13 protein-coding genes and 2 pseudogenes are annotated in these 15441 nt (G+C 72.1%); 8 read left to right on the top strand and 7 right to left on the bottom strand.

Going from position 1 to position 15441, the window contains the following annotated elements:
• Positions 1 to 24: 24 nt before the first annotated feature.
• A pseudogene (locus AB0I54_RS30130) lies at positions 25 to 923 on the bottom strand (hypothetical protein).
• Positions 920 to 2101 (bottom strand): SPFH domain-containing protein, encoded by a 1182-nt coding sequence (locus AB0I54_RS30125; RefSeq protein WP_363299352.1) that lies wholly within the window; start codon positions 2099 to 2101, stop codon positions 920 to 922. Before AB0I54_RS30125 ends, AB0I54_RS30130 begins: the two are co-directional and overlap by 4 nt.
• Positions 2102 to 2233: 132 nt before the next feature.
• Here AB0I54_RS30125 and AB0I54_RS30120 point away from each other — a divergent pair, with 132 nt between their 5' ends.
• From AB0I54_RS30120 to AB0I54_RS30110, 3 genes are all read left to right on the top strand, one after another.
• Positions 2234 to 3457: an arginine deiminase gene (locus tag AB0I54_RS30120; protein ID WP_363299351.1), complete on the top strand. Its 1224-nt coding sequence runs from the start codon at positions 2234 to 2236 to the stop codon at positions 3455 to 3457.
• 76 nt (positions 3458 to 3533) lie between these two features.
• Positions 3534 to 4565, top strand: a complete 1032-nt coding sequence (argF, locus tag AB0I54_RS30115; protein ID WP_363299350.1) for an ornithine carbamoyltransferase — start codon at positions 3534 to 3536, stop codon at positions 4563 to 4565.
• A gap of 112 nt (positions 4566 to 4677) precedes the next feature.
• A complete protein-coding gene (locus AB0I54_RS30110; protein ID WP_363299349.1) occupies positions 4678 to 6138 on the top strand; it encodes an amino acid permease in 1461 nt (486 codons plus the stop codon).
• Here the strand turns inward: AB0I54_RS30110 and AB0I54_RS30105 are convergent.
• The gene (locus tag AB0I54_RS30105) at positions 6098 to 6550 is read right to left on the bottom strand and encodes an ATP-binding protein (protein WP_363299348.1); all 453 of its coding nucleotides are present in this window, start codon (positions 6548 to 6550) and stop codon (positions 6098 to 6100) included. The genes AB0I54_RS30110 and AB0I54_RS30105 overlap by 41 nt on opposite strands.
• A 295-nt stretch (positions 6551 to 6845) precedes the next feature.
• Between AB0I54_RS30105 and AB0I54_RS30100 the strand changes: the two genes are divergently transcribed.
• Both AB0I54_RS30100 and AB0I54_RS30095 read left to right on the top strand, forming a co-directional pair.
• Positions 6846 to 7673, top strand: coding sequence for an enoyl-CoA hydratase family protein (locus AB0I54_RS30100; protein WP_363299347.1), 828 nt, complete (start codon positions 6846 to 6848; stop codon positions 7671 to 7673).
• 83 nt (positions 7674 to 7756) lie between these two features.
• Positions 7757 to 10039, top strand: a complete 2283-nt coding sequence (locus tag AB0I54_RS30095) for a bifunctional salicylyl-CoA 5-hydroxylase/oxidoreductase (protein WP_363299346.1) — start codon at positions 7757 to 7759, stop codon at positions 10037 to 10039.
• On the opposite strand, the pseudogene AB0I54_RS30090 reads toward AB0I54_RS30095, so the two are convergent.
• The 3 genes and pseudogenes from AB0I54_RS30090 to AB0I54_RS30080 all read right to left on the bottom strand — a co-directional run.
• Positions 10023 to 10301: pseudogene (locus AB0I54_RS30090) on the bottom strand (hypothetical protein); the annotation flags it as partial. The gene AB0I54_RS30095 and the pseudogene AB0I54_RS30090 overlap by 17 nt on opposite strands.
• A gap of 27 nt (positions 10302 to 10328) precedes the next feature.
• Complete coding sequence (locus AB0I54_RS30085; RefSeq protein WP_363299345.1) at positions 10329 to 11141, bottom strand: PaaX family transcriptional regulator C-terminal domain-containing protein; 813 nt, start codon at positions 11139 to 11141, stop codon at positions 10329 to 10331.
• 15 nt (positions 11142 to 11156) lie between these two features.
• Positions 11157 to 12749 (bottom strand): AMP-binding protein, encoded by a 1593-nt coding sequence (locus tag AB0I54_RS30080; protein WP_363299344.1) that lies wholly within the window; start codon positions 12747 to 12749, stop codon positions 11157 to 11159.
• 146 nt (positions 12750 to 12895) lie between these two features.
• On the opposite strand from AB0I54_RS30080, the gene AB0I54_RS30075 reads away from it, so the two are divergent.
• Together AB0I54_RS30075 and AB0I54_RS30070 are read left to right on the top strand one after the other, a co-directional pair.
• Entirely contained in the window at positions 12896 to 14032 is a 1137-nt protein-coding gene (locus tag AB0I54_RS30075) for an acyl-CoA dehydrogenase family protein (RefSeq protein WP_363299343.1), read from the top strand.
• Positions 14029 to 14427, top strand: coding sequence for a RidA family protein (locus AB0I54_RS30070; protein WP_363299342.1), 399 nt, complete (start codon positions 14029 to 14031; stop codon positions 14425 to 14427). The genes AB0I54_RS30075 and AB0I54_RS30070 overlap by 4 nt, the downstream gene beginning before the upstream one ends.
• Positions 14428 to 14446: 19 nt before the next feature.
• Here the strand turns inward: AB0I54_RS30070 and AB0I54_RS30065 are convergent, their stop codons facing one another.
• The gene (locus AB0I54_RS30065; protein WP_363299341.1) at positions 14447 to 14635 is read right to left on the bottom strand and encodes a DUF5999 family protein; all 189 of its coding nucleotides are present in this window, start codon (positions 14633 to 14635) and stop codon (positions 14447 to 14449) included.
• A gap of 243 nt (positions 14636 to 14878) precedes the next feature.
• Here AB0I54_RS30065 and AB0I54_RS30060 point away from each other — a divergent pair, with 243 nt between their 5' ends.
• Positions 14879 to 15313, top strand: a complete 435-nt coding sequence (locus AB0I54_RS30060; protein ID WP_363299340.1) for a DUF6299 family protein — start codon at positions 14879 to 14881, stop codon at positions 15311 to 15313.
• Positions 15314 to 15441: the final 128 nt, after the last annotated feature.

Below are 15441 nucleotides of genomic sequence, written 5' to 3'. Positions count from 1 at the left end.
CGGCCGGCCTGTGGACGCCGGGCGTCAGCCGACCAGCCGCAGCCGTTGCCCGCACACCCGAACCCGGATCGTCTGCCCCAGGTGAGCTCCAGCGCGTCGCTCTCGATCCCGTCGCCGAAGGCGATCAGCCGATCGGACTCGACGGTGACCGACAGGGCCTGAGCGGCCGCGAGTTCGCCCGCCACCAGGGACGTTCCGGTGACCGGTGACGGCCATGCCTCCCGTACGAACCACAGCAGCCGGTCCTCGGTGGGGGAGGGGAGCGCAAGCCGGCTGGCCCGCTCCTGCCACACCGACCGGAGCCACCCGGTGGCCCCGGTCCCGGTCCCCACCAGCACCCCGGACGAGGCCTGGGCCTCGACGACACCCCCGTCGCCGTCGAGGCCCAGGCGGTACCGGGCGGTCTGATGCCCGGCCGCCCCCAGATAGATCTCGTTGAGCGCGACCAGGCGCTGTGTGTCGTCCGCGACGGCCTCGACCATGGTGAGCTCGTCGGCGCCGGTGCCCCGGGCCAGGGCGGCCGGCAGCAGCGCCGCCGCGTCCGCGGGCCGGTGCCGCACGAGCACACCGGGGTTGCGGCCGGGATCGGAGTCGATGCCCAGCACCGGCTGGCCCGCGAGGTACTTGGCGGCGTTCGCCACCAGCCCGTCCTGGCCCACCACCACGACCACGTCCTCGGGCGCGAACAGGAAACGGTCCAGGTCGGCCCGCTCCACGCGGCTCTGCCGCCAGGTCAGCGGGACCGCCGAGGCGACCTCGGCCAGCGCCCGGCGCGTGCGGTGGTGGCGTTCGGCGACCTCGTCGATGTCACGGCCGCGGGAGGCGAGGAAGAAGGCGGCCTGGCCGTGCGTGCCGTGCCGGGCCACCAACTCCTCGTACTCCGTGGTGCGATGGACCAGCACGGCACGCGGGGCGAGACTCATTCCTCCGTCCCGGTGCCGCCGAGCCTGGCCAGCAGCCCGGTGAGCACGTCCGGCGACACGGTCACGCTGTCGATCCGGGGCAGGTTCTCCGCCAGCCGGGTGGCGGTCAGGGCGTGCAGGGTCGCGACGCCGTCGACTCCGGCGTCCGCGTGCACCCGCAGCCATGCGGCCTGCGCCTGTGCCCGCGCCTCACCCACCTCGCGCGCGCCCTCGGCCTCGGCGCGGGCGAGCCGTGTCGAACGGGCCGCCTCCGCCTCCGCCAGCCGGGCCGTCCGCGCGGCCTCCGCCTCGGCGAGCAGCCCGGTGCGCCGCGCCTCGGCGTCGGCCAGTCGCACCGACCGGTCGGCCTCCGCCTCCGCGAGCTTCACCGAGCGGGCCGCCTCGGCCTCGGCGAGCCTGACCGTCCGCGCCGCCTCCGCCCGGGCGCGCACCGCGTCGGCCGCCGCGTGCTCCTCGGCCTCGCGGCGCGTGTTCGTACCGCGCTGCTCGACCAACTGCTCCTCGCGGCGGGCGAGTTCGATCTGGCTGGCCAGCTCGTTCTCGGCGATCGTCCGCTCCCGCTCGACGGCCACCGCCCGCCGTTCGTAGGTGGCCCGGTCGGCCTCCTGCTGGATCTGCTCACGGGCCGGGGTGCGCAGCGCCCGCTCCACCTCGGGCTCGGGCCGCAGCGCCATCACACGGACGGCGACGACCTCGATGCCGATGGCCGGCAGCCGGGGCTCGGTGCCCAGCCCCTCCGCGATCCGCTCGCGCACCGCGCTCACCCCGTCGGCCAGCGCCGACGACAGCGGCGTACGGGCGAGGACGGCCAGCGCGTGCTGCTGGGCCGTCTCGGTGAGCAGCGTGCCCAGCTGCTCCAGGGGCGTGCCCCGCCACACGCCCGTGTCGGGGTCGATCGAGAAGTCCAGGCGGGCGGCGGCGACGGCCGGATCGCCGATCCGGTAGGTGACCGTCGCCTGCACGGCCACGTCCTGGAAGTCGGACGTGCGGGCGTGGAAGGTCATCGCCAGCTCACGGTCGTCGACCGGCACCTCCGAGAGCGCGGCGGTCAGCGAGCGGTACCAGAAGCTGAGTCCCGGGCCGTCGTGCGCGAGCTTGCCCGACCGGTGGTGTCTGATGTGCGCCGTCGGCGCGCCGCGCAGATGGCGCCAGCCGAGGCGCCGGGTGATGTCGGCCATGGAACCCCCTCCAATTTTCGTCATGTAGACGATAAGCGGAGAGACTGCTTGTCGTCAATGGGACGAAAACAAGAAGATTCCGAAACGGTCGAGCAGAGGGTGAAGGCGGTCTTCTGTGGTCAGGATGGAGGCATGGGATTCCACGTCGACTCCGAGGCCGGGCGGCTGCGCCGCGTCATCCTGCACCGGCCGGATCTTGAGCTCAAAAGGCTCACCCCCAGCAACAAGGACGCCCTCCTCTTCGACGACGTGCTGTGGGTGCGCCGGGCGCGCGCCGAGCACGACGGGTTCGCCGACGTGCTGCGCGAGCGCGGCGTCACCGTCCACCTCTTCGGTGACCTGCTCGCCGAGACCCTGGAGATCCCGGAGGCCAGGACGCTCGTCCTGGACCGGGTCTTCGACGAGAAGGAGTACGGCCCCCTCGCCACCGACCACCTCCGGGCGGCCTTCGAGACCCTGCCCGCGCGCGAACTGGCCGCGGCCCTGGTCGGCGGCATGACCAAGCGGGAGTTCCTGGACGCGCACGAGGAGCCGACCTCCGTCCGCTTCCATGTGATGGACCTGGACGACTTCCTCCTCGGCCCGCTCCCGAACCACCTCTTCACCCGGGACACCTCCGCCTGGATCTACGACGGGGTCGCCATCAACGCGATGCGCCTGCCCGCCCGGCAGCGCGAGACCGTGCACTTCGAGGCGATCTACCGGCACCATCCGCAGTTCCGGGACGAAGCCTTCCGCGTCTGGTCGGCGGGCCAGGCCGACTACCCGTCCACCATCGAGGGCGGCGACGTCCTGGTGATCGGCAACGGCGCCGTCCTGATCGGCATGAGCGAGCGCACCACCCCGCAGGCCGTGGAGATGCTCGCGCACAAGCTGTTCGCCGCGGGCTCGGCGCGGACGATCGTCGCGCTCGACATGCCCAAGCGGCGCGCCTTCATGCACCTCGACACCGTGATGACGATGGTCGACGGCGACACCTTCACCCAGTACGCGGGGCTCGGCATGCTCCGCTCGTACACCATCGAACCCGGCTCCGTGGAGAAGGAACTCAAGGTCACCGACCATCCGCCGGAGCACATGCACCGGGCGATCGCCGCCTCCCTCGGGCTGAGCGAGATCCGCGTCCTGACCGCCACCCAGGACGTGCACGCGGCCGAGCGCGAGCAGTGGGACGACGGCTGCAACGTCCTCGCCGTCGAGCCCGGTGTCGTCGTCGCCTACGAGCGCAACTCCACCACCAACACCCATCTGCGCAAGCAGGGCATCGAGGTCATCGAGATCCCGGGCAGCGAGCTGGGCCGGGGCAGAGGCGGGCCGCGCTGTATGAGCTGTCCCGTGGAACGGGATGCCGTATAGAGCTGCTGTATATAAATGTGGTCGGTCGTATAGACTTCCATCCGTCCCGTGTTCTCGTACCCCTGGAGCGCCCCCCATGGCGACAGTCCCGACCGCCCTCGCCGGCCGCCACTTCCTCAAGGAGCTGGACCTCACCCAGGAGGAGTTCCGCGGCCTGGTCGAGCTGGCCGCGGAGCTGAAGGCCGCCAAGAAGGCGGGGGCCGAGACGCAGTACCTGCGGGGCAGGAACATCGCGCTGGTCTTCGAGAAGACCTCGACGCGCACCCGGTGCGCGTTCGAGGTCGCCGCCGCCGACCAGGGCGCCTCGACGACGTATCTCGACCCCTCCGGCTCGCAGCTCGGCCACAAGGAGTCGGTCAAGGACACGGCCCGGGTCCTCGGGCGGATGTTCGACGCCATCGAGTACCGCGGGCACGGACAGGGCGTCATCGAGGAACTGGCCGCCTACGCCGGGGTCCCCGTCTACAACGGCCTCACCGACGAGTGGCACCCCACCCAGATGCTCGCCGACGTGCTCACCATGACCGAGCACAGCGACAAGCCGCTCACCGACATCGCCTTCGCCTACCTCGGCGACGCCCGCTACAACATGGGCAACTCCTACCTCGTCACCGGCGCCCTGCTCGGCATGGACGTCCGGATCGTCGCGCCCCGGCTGCTGTGGCCGGACGACACCATCGTCGAGGTGGCCCAGCAGCTCGCCGGTGCCTCCGGCGCCCGGATCACGCTCACCGACGACGTGAAGGAGGGCGTGCGCGGCGCCGACTTCATCGCCACCGACGTATGGGTGTCGATGGGTGAGCCCAAGGAGGTCTGGGACGAGCGCATAGCGCTGCTGGGCCCGTACGCCGTGACCATGGACGTGCTCCGCGCCACCGGCAACGAGCAGGTGAAGTTCCTGCACTGCCTGCCCGCCTTCCACGACCTCGGCACCGCCGTCGGCCGCGAGATCCACGAGCGGCACGGACTGACCGAGCTGGAGGTCACCGACGAGGTGTTCGAGTCCGAGCACTCCGTCGTCTTCGACGAGGCGGAGAACCGGATGCACACCATCAAGGCCGTCCTCGTGGCCACCCTCGGGCGGCCTGCCGCGCGCGGCGTTGCCTGACCGGCCTCACCAGGCCTTATCCTGTCCGGCGGCCCGGCGCCACCCCTGCCACGGCCGCCGCAGCGATCGACACCGGATCGCGCCCGCACCACCAGAAACGAGCACCACCCGTATGCCCGCTCAGCCCACCAAGCTGCGTACCAAGTCCCCTGCCCTGCTGGTCGCCGAATCCGGCGCCGACCGCGAAGGCCACGGCCTCAAGCGCTCGATGGGCCTCTTCCAGCTGATCTGCTTCGGCATCGGAGCGATCGTCGGCACCGGCATCTTCGTCGGCCTCTCCGACTCGGTCGCCCAGGCCGGACCCGCGGTCGTTGTCTCCTTCGTCCTCGCCGCGATCACCTGCGTCTTCACCGCCTTCTCCTTCGCCGAGCTGGGCGGCGCGATTCCGGTCTCCGGATCGTCGTACTCCTTCGCCTACGCGGGCCTCGGCGAGTCCACCGCCTTCCTGGTCGGCTGGTGCCTGCTCCTGGAGTACGGCATCTCCATCTCGGCCGTCGCCGTCGGCTGGAGCCAGTACGTCAACGAACTGCTGCACAGCCTCACCGGCCTGCAGCTCCCGGCCGCGCTCTCCGCCGGCCCGGCCGACGGCGGGATCGTCAACGTCCCCGCCGTGATCGTCATCGCCCTGGCCTCCGTGCTGCTGGTGCGCGGTGTGCGCGAGAGCGCCCGGGCCACGGCCGCCATGGCCGCGGTCAAGCTCGCCATCCTCGTCGCCTTCTGCGCCATCGGCTACAGCGCCTTCAAGGACGGCAACCTCACCCCGTTCTCCCCGGCCGGGCTCGGCGGCATCGGCGCCGGCACCACGGCCGCGTTCTTCTCGTACATCGGCTTCGACGCGATCACCACCGCCGGTGAGGAGGCGAAGAACCCGCGCCGCGACATCCCGGTCGCGATCCTCGTCTGCATGGGCCTGGTCACCCTGCTGTACTGCGCGGTGGCCGTCGCCGCCATCGGCGCCATCGGCGGCGACCAGGTCGCGAACCGCCCGGCCGCCCTCTCCTACGTCGTCAACCAGGTCACCGGCTCGGCGGTCGGCGGCGGGGTCGTCGCCTTCGGCGCGGTGGTCGCCATCGCCTCCGTCGTGCTCGCCGTGATGTACGGGCAGACCCGCATCCTGATGTCGATGTCCCGGGACGGACTCATCCCGCGCGTCTTCGAGAAGGTGTCGCCCCGGACCTCGACGCCCGTCGTCGGCACCCTGATCGTCGCGGTCGTCTTCGCCCTTCCGGCGGCCCTCGCCCCGCTGGACGCCGTGATGAACCTGTGCACCATCGGCACGCTCGCCATCATGGCCGTCGTCAACATCACGGTGATCGCCCTGCGCCGCCGCGAGCCGGGCCTCGCCCGCTCCTTCCGGGTGCCGCTGTACCCGGTCGTCCCGCTGCTCGGCGTCGGCTTCTGCCTGTACCTGATGTACGAGACGGGCTGGACGACCTGGATCCAGTTCGCGGTGTTCCTCGCGGCCGGATTCCTGGTGTACGTCCTCTACGGGCGCCGGAACTCCACGCTCACCAAGGCGCCGGACGCCGAGGTCACGCGGGACGCCGCTGACGCGGTACCACAGGCAGTCTGAACCAGACCGCCTTGCCCGACTCGGTCGGGCGGTGGCCGCAGGACGAGCTGAGGGCGCGGAGCAGCAGCAGACCGCGCCCGTGCTCCTGCCAGGGGTCGGGCTGCTCGACGACGGGCCGGGCCAAATGGCCGGGCGGCGCCGGGTCCGGGTCGTGCACCTCGACCTGGCAGCCGGTCGGCCGCAGCTCCACCACCAGCTCTATCGGGCCGTTGCCCGAGGTGTGCTCCACCGCGTTGGCGACCAGCTCGGCCGTGAGCAGCTCGGCGGTGTCGCTGTCGGCCGCATGCTCCAGTTCCGCCAGTGCCGTACGGACCAGCGCACGCGCCACCGGCACCGCGGCGGCGGTGTGCGGCAGCGCGATGCGCCACGAGGCTGGGGCGGAGGGGCTCTCGTACAAGGCGGTTCCGTTCATGGAGCAGGCTGTCCTGCTTTCAACCCAAGAGATGGTACGGCGCCCCACTTCAGCGTCTCTCAAGGGGCACCGCAGGGGGCCTGTGGCCCCGGTACCGGGCGGCTTACCCGCTACCACGGCCCGCCTAGCGCGGCCGCTCCCACTGTTACCTCCCTGTCGACCACCCGTGACCGGCGTGACCGCACTCAACCAATTGCGCCACTCGTGTCGCGTGCTCGTGACGACAGTCATAAATCGGTGATAGCTTCATGGGGTAGAGCTACGTGAGGCACCGCCGCCCTGGGAGGCCGCCGTCATGAGTCCCTTCACCGGCTCCGCCACCCGCACCTCCGACTGGGAGCACTTGCGGGTGGATACCGCCGACGGAGTCGCCACCGTCACCCTCGCGCGCCCCGAGAAACTCAACGCCCTCACCTTCGGCGCCTACGCCGACCTGCGCGACCTGCTCGCCGAGCTGTCCCGCGAGAGGTCGGTCCGCGCCCTGGTGCTGACCGGCGAGGGCCGCGGCTTCTGCTCCGGCGGCGACGTCGACGAGATCATCGGCGCGACGCTGTCCATGGACACCGCGCAGCTCCTCGACTTCAACCGGATGACCGGACAGGTCGTGCGGGCCGTACGGGAGTGCCCGTTCCCGGTGATCGCGGCGGTGCACGGGGTGGCGGCCGGCGCGGGAGCGGTACTGGCCCTCGCGGCCGACTTCCGCATCGCCGACCCCTCGGCCCGCTTCGCCTTCCTCTTCACCCGCGTCGGCCTGTCCGGCGGCGACATGGGCGCGGCCTATCTGCTGCCCCGGGTGGTCGGTCTCGGCCACGCGACCCGCCTCCTGATGCTCGGTGAACCGGTGCGGGCGGTGGAGGCCGAGCGGATCGGCCTGATCAGCGAACTGACCGAGGAGGGCCACACCGACGAGGCCGCCCTCGCCCTGGCCCACCGCCTCTCCAACGGCCCGGCCCTCGCCTACGCCCAGACCAAGGCCCTGCTCACAGCGGAGCTGGACATGCCGCTGGCGGCGGCGGTGGAACTGGACGCCTCGACACAGGCGCTGCTGATGAACGGCGAGGACTACGCGGAGTTCCACGCGGCGTTCACGGAGAAGAGGCCCCCGAAGTGGAGGGGGCGGTGACCGTGGAAGCCGACGGGAGGGTGCCGACCCCAGGGGCGCGGGGAACTGCGCGACCAGCCGCGACGAGCCCGCAGCCGCCGCACATGTCCAGCCACCCCCGACGCATCGCGATCATCGGCGGCGGCCCCGGCGGCCTGTACTCGGCCGCCCTGCTCAAACGCCTGGACCCGGCCCGCGAAATCACCGTCTGGGAACGCAACGCCCCCGACGACACCTTCGGCTTCGGAGTGGTCCTCTCCGACGAAACCCTCGGCGGCATCGAACACGCCGACCCCACGGTCTACGAGGCCCTGCAGAAGCACTTCGTCCGCTGGGACGACATCGACATCGTCCACCGCGACACCCGCCAGACCTCCGGAGGCCACGGCTTCGCGGCCCTCGGCAGAAAACGCCTCCTGGAAATCCTGCACGAGCGCTGCCGCGACCTGGGCGTGGAGCTGCGCTTCCGCAGCGAGGCACCGTACCCCGCCTGGCTCGCCGAGGCATACGACCTCGTCATCGCCACCGACGGCGTGAACAGCACCACACGTGAGGCCTACACCCATGTGTTCCAGCCCCATGTGGCCACCCACCGCTGCCGCTATATCTGGCTGGCCGCGGACTTCGCCTTCGACGCCTTCCGCTTCGAGATCGCGGAGACCGAGCACGGCGTGATGCAACTGCACGGCTACCCGTACGCGGCCGATGCCTCCACCGTGATCGTCGAGATGCGCGAGGAGGTGTGGCGGGCCGCCGGGTTCGACGAACTCGGCGAGCAGGAGTCGGTCGAGCGCTGCGCGAAGATCTTCTCGGACGCACTGGGCGGGCGGCCCCTGCGCTCCAACAAGTCCGCGTGGATCAACTTCCGCACGGTCGTCAACGAGCACTGGTCCTACGGCAACATCGTCCTCCTCGGCGACGCCGCCCACACCGCCCACTTCTCCATCGGCTCCGGCACCAAGCTGGCCGTCGAGGACGCCCTCGCGCTCGCCGCCTGCCTGGAGGAACAGCCCACCCTGGCCGAGGCGTTGACGGCCTACGAGACCGAGCGCAAACCCGTCGTCGCCTCCACCCAGCGCGCCGCCCGCGCCAGCCTGGAGTGGTTCGAGAACATCGCGCTGTACCTGCGCCAGCCGCCCCGCCAGTTCGCCTTCAACCTGCTCACCCGCAGCCGCCGCGTCACCCACGACAACCTCAGACTGCGGGACGCCGGCTTCACCGAGTCCGTGGAGCGCGAGTTCGGCTGCCCGCCCGGTACGCCCCCGATGTTCACCCCCTTCCGGCTGCGCGGTCTGACCCTGCGCAACCGGGTCGTCGTCTCGCCCATGGACATGTACTCCTCGGTCCAGGGCATCCCCGGCGACTTCCACCTGGTCCACCTGGGCGCCCGCGCCCTCGGCGGTGCCGGTCTGGTGATGACCGAGATGGTGTGCGTCAGCGAGGAGGGCCGGATCACCCCCGGCTGCGCCGGTCTCTACACCGGCAGACAGGGCGAGGCCTGGCGGCGGATCACCGAGTTCGTGCACGACCGGTCACCGGGCACCGCGATCGGCGTGCAGCTCGGCCACAGCGGGCGCAAGGGCTCGACGAAGCTGATGTGGGAGGGCATGGACGAACCCCTGCCCGACGGCAACTGGCCGCTCGTGGCCGCCTCCCCGCTGCCGTACAAGCCCGAGAGTCAGCTGCCGCGCCAGCTCTCCCGCGCCCAACTCACGGACATCCGGGAACAGTTCACCGCCGCCGCCTGGCGTGCGGCCCGCGCCGGCTTCGATCTGCTCGAACTCCACTGCGCTCACGGCTATCTGCTCTCCGGCTTCCTCTCCCCGCTGACCAACCGGCGCACCGACGCCTACGGCGGCTCGCTGGAGAAACGGCTGCGCTTCCCGCTGGAGGTCTTCGACGCCGTACGCGGGGTGTGGCCGGAGGAGCGGCCCATGACCGTGCGCATCTCCGCCACCGACTGGGCCGAGGGCGGCACCACGGCCGAGGACGCCGTCGAGATCGCCCGCGCCTTCGCCGCCCACGGCGTCGACGCGATCGACGTGTCGACCGGGCAGGTGGTGGCCGAGGAGAAGCCGGAGTACGGGCGGTCGTACCAGACGCCGTTCGCCGACCGGATCCGGCACGAGGTCGGCGTCCCGGTCGTCGCGGTCGGCGCGATCTCCTCCTGGGACGACGTCAACTCGCTGATCCTGGCCGGGCGTACGGACCTGTGCGCGCTGGCCCGACCTCACCTCTACGACCCGCACTGGACCCTGCACGCCGCCGCCGAGCAGGGGTACGAGGGTCCGGGCGTCGCGTGGCCCGACCCGTACCGCGCGGGCAGCCGGCCCCCGCAGACCGGACGCACGGACGCCCCCAAGCCACGGCTCACCCTGGAGGGTTGACCTCGGCCATGCCCGCGGTCAGCGTCGTGCCGTCCGCCGGGTCGATCAGGATGAACGCGCCGGTGCGCCGGGAGACCGCGTGGTCGTCGAGGGCCAGCGGCTCGGCCGTGCGCAGGCTGATCCGGCCCAGGTCGTTCGCCGTCAGCTCGGAGACGAGCCCGAGTCCGGCGGAGAGGAAGCGGCGTATCTCGACGCCGTCGAGGACCTCCACCCGGTGTCCCTCGGCTGCCGGCCGGTCTCCCAGGATGCGGGCGATCGTCGTCTTGCCCGCGCTTTGTTGTGGCCGGGCTCACAGCCCGGCGAACGTCGCTCCCGCGTCCCGCAGCCGCTCGTGGAGTCCCCGGAACACCTCGGCCGACCGCGCGCCCGGCCAGTTCGCGGGCAGCAGGTGCACGGGCAGGCCCGGGTCGGTGTAGGGGAGGTGGCGCCAGGTGTCCAGGGCCAGGAGGTAGTCGCGGTAGGCCTCCTCCGGCGGAGTGTCCGTGCGCCGCTCCCAGTCGTGCAGCACGCCCTCGTGCGCGTCGAGGAACGCCTCGTGCTCCTTGGCGATCGCGGCCAGGTCCCACCAGCGGGCGACCGCCTCGACCGTGGGCGCGAAGCCGAGGTGCGCGCCGCGGAAGAAGTCGACGTACGGGTCGAGCCGCAGCCGCTGCAGGGTGTGCCGGGTCTCCTCGTACAGCCGCGCCGGTGCGATCCACACCCCGGGGGCCGCCGTGCCGAAGCCCAGGCCCGCCAGCCGGGAGCGCAGCACGTGCCGCTTCTGCCGCTCCGACTCCGGCACCGAGAACACGGCGAGCACCCAGCCCTCGTCCTCGGGCGGTGCGGTCGCGTAGATGCGCCGGTCGCCGTCGTCGAGCAACTGCCGTGCTTCGGGTGAGAGTTCGTACCCGGCCGCGCCCTGCTCCGTACGGGCGGGCCGCAGCAGGCCGCGCCGCTTGAGCCGGGACACAGACGAGCGTACGGAGGGCGCGTCCACGCCGACCGCGGCCAGCAGCCGGATCAGCTCGGCGACGGGTACCGGACCGGGTGTGAAGCGGCCGTACGCGCCGTAGAGCGTGACGATGAGGGACCGTGGTGCGTGTTGCTCGGACACGTTGATCATCTTAGGTCTTCGGCATCACGGCTGGTCGCCTTCGGTACGGAGGCGATAGCGCTGGAGCTTGCCGGTCGCCGTGCGCGGCAGCGCGTCGAGGAACACGATCTCGCGCGGGCACTTGTACGGCGCCAGCTCGGACTTGACGAAGCCGCGCAGCGCGTCGGCGTCCCGCTCCGCGCCCTCCTTCAGCACGGTGTACGCCACGACCACCTGTCCGCGGGCCTCGTCGGGCTGCCCGATCACCGCCGCCTCGACCACGTCCGGGTGGCGCAGGAGCGCGTCCTCCACCTCCGGTCCGGCGATGTTGTACCCGGCCGAGATGATCATGTCGTCGGCGCGGGCGACATAGCGGAAGTAGCCGTCGTCCTCGCGGACGTAGGTGTCACCGGTGACGTTCCAGCCGGCGCGCACATAGTCCCGCTGCCGAGGATCGGCGAGGTACCTGCAGCCGACCGGCCCGCGCACGGCGAGCAGCCCGGGCTCCCCGTCCGGCACCGGATCCCCGTCGGCGTCCTGCACGCGCGCCTGCCACCCCGGCACCGGAACACCGGTCGTCCCGGGCCTGATCTGCTCGTCGGCGGCGGAGACGAAGATGTGCAGCAGCTCGGTGGCGCCTATGCCGTTGATGATCCGCAGGCCGGTGCGCTCGTGCCAGGCCCGCCAGGTGGCGGCGGGCAGGTTCTCCCCGGCGGACACACAGCGTCTGAGTGACGAGATGTCATGGCCGTCCAGGTCGTCGAGCATCGCGCGGTACGCGGTGGGCGCGGTGAACAGGACCGAGACCCGGTGCTCGCCGATCGCGGGCAGCAGCCGCTTGGGGGTCGCCTGTTCGAGGAGCAGCGCGCTGGCGCCGGCCCGCATCGGGAACACCACCAGCCCCCCGAGGCCGAAGGTGAAGCCCAGCGGGGGACTGCCCGCGAAGACATCGTCCACATGTGGTTTGAGCACATGCTTCGAGAAGGTGTCCGCTATGGCGAGCACATCCCGGTGGAAGTGCATGCACCCTTTCGGGCGACCGGTGGTGCCGGAGGTGAACGCGATCAGCGCGACGTCGTCGGACGCGGTGTCGACGGCGGGGTACGGGGTGCCGGGCGCCGGGCGGTTGAGGAGGTCGTCCGGGGCGTCACCGCCGTACGTCGTGATGCGCAGCCCGGGGATCTCCGCCTTGGCGAGGTCGTCGACGGCGCGGATGTCGCACAGCGCGTGGCCCACCCGGGCGATCGAGCAGATCGTGCCCAGCTCGTGCGGGCGCTGCTGGGCCAGCACGGTGACGGCCACCGCGCCCGCCTTCAGCACCGCCAGCCAGCAGGCCGCGAGCCAGGGCGTGGTGGGGCCGCGCAGCAGGACGCGGTTGCCGGGGACCACGCCCAGGTCGCGCGTGAGGACGTGCGCGATGCGGTCGACGTGGGCCCGGAGGTCGCCGTAGGTCCAGCTGTCGCCGGTGGGCGCGTGGAACACGGGACGCGCCGGGTCGGCGTGGTCCAGGAGCTCGGCGGCGCAGTTCAGCCGCTCGGGGTAGTGCAGCTCCGGCAGGTCGAAGTGGAGCTCCGGCCATTCGTCGGGTGGTGGCAGGTTGTCGCGCGCGAAGGTGTCGACGTGCGCCGAGACGTTCATGACGGTCCGCCCCCTTGCCTGGTGGGCTCGCGTGGGCTCGTGGTGCGCTCGCGCAAGGAGCGTATCGTGTTGGTGACGGCAGTCAACAGTTCGCGATACCGTCGATCGGGGGTCGATGGCGGCCCGCCGTGGAGGGAGGACCGGCAGTGCCCGCATTCTCGCTCGAACCGGAACAGATCGCCTGGTGTGCCGAGCTGCGCGCCCTGGCCGCGGAGCGGCTGCGCCCGCTCGCGGAGAAGGGCGAGCCCGGCCGGGTCGACCGGGCGCTCCTCACGGAACTGGGCCGGCTCGGTCTGCTCTCGCGCCTGTTCACCTCCGGCGCCCTGGACCTGTGTCTGATGCGCGAGTCCCTGGCCCAGGTCTGCACGGAGGCCGAGACCGCCCTGGCCCTCCAGGGTCTCGGCGCCCACCCGGTCCACGCCCATGGCACCCCCGCCCAGCGGGACCGCTGGCTGCCCCGGGTGTCCGACGGCAGCGCGGTGGCAGCGTTCGCGCTGAGCGAGCCGGGGGCGGGCTCGGACGCGGCGGCGCTCGCCCTGCGGGCGGAACTGCGGGGAGCGGGGCGCTGGCGGCTCACCGGGCAGAAGTGCTGGATCTCCAACGCCCCCGAGGCCGACTTCTACACCGTCTTCGCGCGGACCACCCCCGATGCGGGTGCGCGCGGGGTGACCGCCTTCCTGGTGCCCGCCGACCGGCCCGGCCTCACCGGTTCGCCCCTGGAGATGCTCTCCCCGCACCCCATCGGCAGCCTCGACTTCGACGCCGTACCCGTGACCGAGGACGATGTGCTCGGGGAGGTCGACCGCGGATTCCGGGTCGCGATGGGCACGCTCAATCTCTTCCGCCCGAGCGTCGGTGCCTTCGCCGTCGGCATGGCCCAGGCGGCGCTCGACGCGACCCTCGCCCATACGGCCGGACGGGACGCGTTCGGCGGCAAGCTGAGGGATCTGCAGGCGATCGCTCATCAGGTGGCGGAGATGGCGCTGCGCACGGAGGCGGCCCGCCTGATGGTCTACGCGGCGGCGACGGCGTACGACGAGTCCGCCCCCGACGTCCCCAGGCGCGCCGCGATGGCGAAGCTGCTGGCCACCGAGACCGCGCAGTACGTCGTCGACGCGGCCGTCCAGCTGCACGGCGCCCGGGCGCTGGAGCGGGGCCATCTGCTCGAACACCTCTACCGCGAGGTGCGCGCCCCGCGTATCTACGAGGGTGCCAGCGAAGTCCAACGCGGCATCATCGCCAAGGAGTTGTACGCCACCGCCGAGGGGGAGGCCCGTCCGTGACGACCGAGCGCGTCAATCCGCCCGACCTGTCCCCGCCCGCCGGCTTCTCCCACGCGGTCGTCGCCACCGGCACCCGCGTGGTCTTCCTCGCGGGCCAGACCGCCCTCGACACCGACGGCAAGGTCACCGGCGACACCCTCCCCGAACAGTTCGAGAAGGCGCTCGGTAATCTCCTCACCGCCCTGCGCGCGGCCGGCGGCACCCCCGCCGACCTCGCCCGCGTCACCGTGTACGCCACCGACGTCGCCGCCTACCGCACCCAGGCCCCCGAGCTCGGGCGGATCTGGCGCCGGTTGGCGGGCCGCACCTATCCGGCCATGGCGGTCGTGGAGGTCGTACGACTGTGGGACGAGCAGGCCCTGGTCGAGCTCGACGGCTTCGCCGTGCTGTCCTAGAGCCTTTCCGAGCCGGGGCTCAGGCCGCGACCGTCTGCCGTTCGGCCGGTGCCCGGTGCGGCGGCACGACGCTGCCGTCGGCGTGCAGCTCACCCGTGTCGTCGAAGACGATCCCCCCGTCGCACAGCAGGCTCCAGCCCTGCTCGGGGTGGGCGGCGACGATGTGCGGGGCGCCGCTGTCGTGAGTCGGGGTCCGGTGGGAACACATGGCACACCTCCGCGTCGGATGTGACGGGTGCCTGCGGCCCGTTCGCCGCCCGGCACGAGTAGACCATGCCCCCCTCGTGAACTCCTCGGAACGGCCTGAAGCGAAGTGTGACAACTCGCGGACAACTCCCTGACCGTTCCACGACCGCCGTGACTCGCCCCCGATGGAGTGACGTTCACACACGGTGCCGCGCCCGCCCGGTACCAGTGGGTACCCCCCACTGCACGATCGGAAAGGCCCCCCATGCCCGTACGTCCCGCCCTCGCCGCGGCCGCCGCCGGAGCCGCCGCGCTCGCGCTGCTCTGCGCCGCCGTCGCCCCCGCCACCGCCGACCCGAACGAGACCGTCACCGTCGATCCGACGGGCCGCGTCGCGGCGGACGGCACCGTGACCCTCTCCGGCACCTATCGCTGCACCGGCGGCACGGGACCGGTGTTCGTCAGCAGCTCCGTCGGCCAGGACTCCTCGACCGTCCGCTACGGCATCGGCGGCACCGAGGCGGTGTGCGACGGCGCCGCACACACCTGGGTGAACACCGGCAAGGTCGAAAAGGACCGGCTTCGCCCCGGCGCGGCCCGGGTCGAGGCCACCGTGATGGAACTGCGCCCCGAAGGCGGTCTGCCACTGCCGTACTTCCACGCTCACCAGGAGCGGGAGGTGACGCTCGGACAGGGCTGAGCGCACGCACACGGCGGCCCGGCGCCCCCCCGGGGCCCGGGCGCCCCGCCCCGGTGAAGGCGCGCCGGGGGGCCAGGAGTGGGGCGGGCCGGGCGGAGGGGAGAGCACACCGCGAGACACAACAAACA

The organism is Streptomyces sp. NPDC050625 (genome assembly GCF_040654755.1).
Lineage (GTDB): Bacteria > Actinomycetota > Actinomycetes > Streptomycetales > Streptomycetaceae > Streptomyces.
This window is presented reverse-complemented; position numbering and strand designations above follow the sequence as displayed.

What these genes read in the sequence shown, in the direction of transcription:
- AB0I54_RS30125 (WP_363299352.1), bottom strand. Translation starts at nt 2,101, where the DNA reads ATGGCCGACATCACCCGGCGCCTCGGCTGGCGCCATCTGCGCGGCGCG.
- AB0I54_RS30120 (WP_363299351.1), top strand. Translation starts at nt 2,234, where the DNA reads ATGGGATTCCACGTCGACTCCGAGGCCGGGCGGCTGCGCCGCGTCATC.
- argF (WP_363299350.1), top strand. Translation starts at nt 3,534, where the DNA reads ATGGCGACAGTCCCGACCGCCCTCGCCGGCCGCCACTTCCTCAAGGAG.
- AB0I54_RS30110 (WP_363299349.1), top strand. Translation starts at nt 4,678, where the DNA reads ATGCCCGCTCAGCCCACCAAGCTGCGTACCAAGTCCCCTGCCCTGCTG.
- AB0I54_RS30105 (WP_363299348.1), bottom strand. Translation starts at nt 6,550, where the DNA reads ATGAACGGAACCGCCTTGTACGAGAGCCCCTCCGCCCCAGCCTCGTGG.
- AB0I54_RS30100 (WP_363299347.1), top strand. Translation starts at nt 6,846, where the DNA reads ATGAGTCCCTTCACCGGCTCCGCCACCCGCACCTCCGACTGGGAGCAC.
- AB0I54_RS30095 (WP_363299346.1), top strand. Translation starts at nt 7,757, where the DNA reads ATGTCCAGCCACCCCCGACGCATCGCGATCATCGGCGGCGGCCCCGGC.
- AB0I54_RS30085 (WP_363299345.1), bottom strand. Translation starts at nt 11,141, where the DNA reads ATGATCAACGTGTCCGAGCAACACGCACCACGGTCCCTCATCGTCACG.
- AB0I54_RS30080 (WP_363299344.1), bottom strand. Translation starts at nt 12,749, where the DNA reads ATGAACGTCTCGGCGCACGTCGACACCTTCGCGCGCGACAACCTGCCA.
- AB0I54_RS30065 (WP_363299341.1), bottom strand. Translation starts at nt 14,635, where the DNA reads ATGTGTTCCCACCGGACCCCGACTCACGACAGCGGCGCCCCGCACATC.
- AB0I54_RS30060 (WP_363299340.1), top strand. Translation starts at nt 14,879, where the DNA reads ATGCCCGTACGTCCCGCCCTCGCCGCGGCCGCCGCCGGAGCCGCCGCG.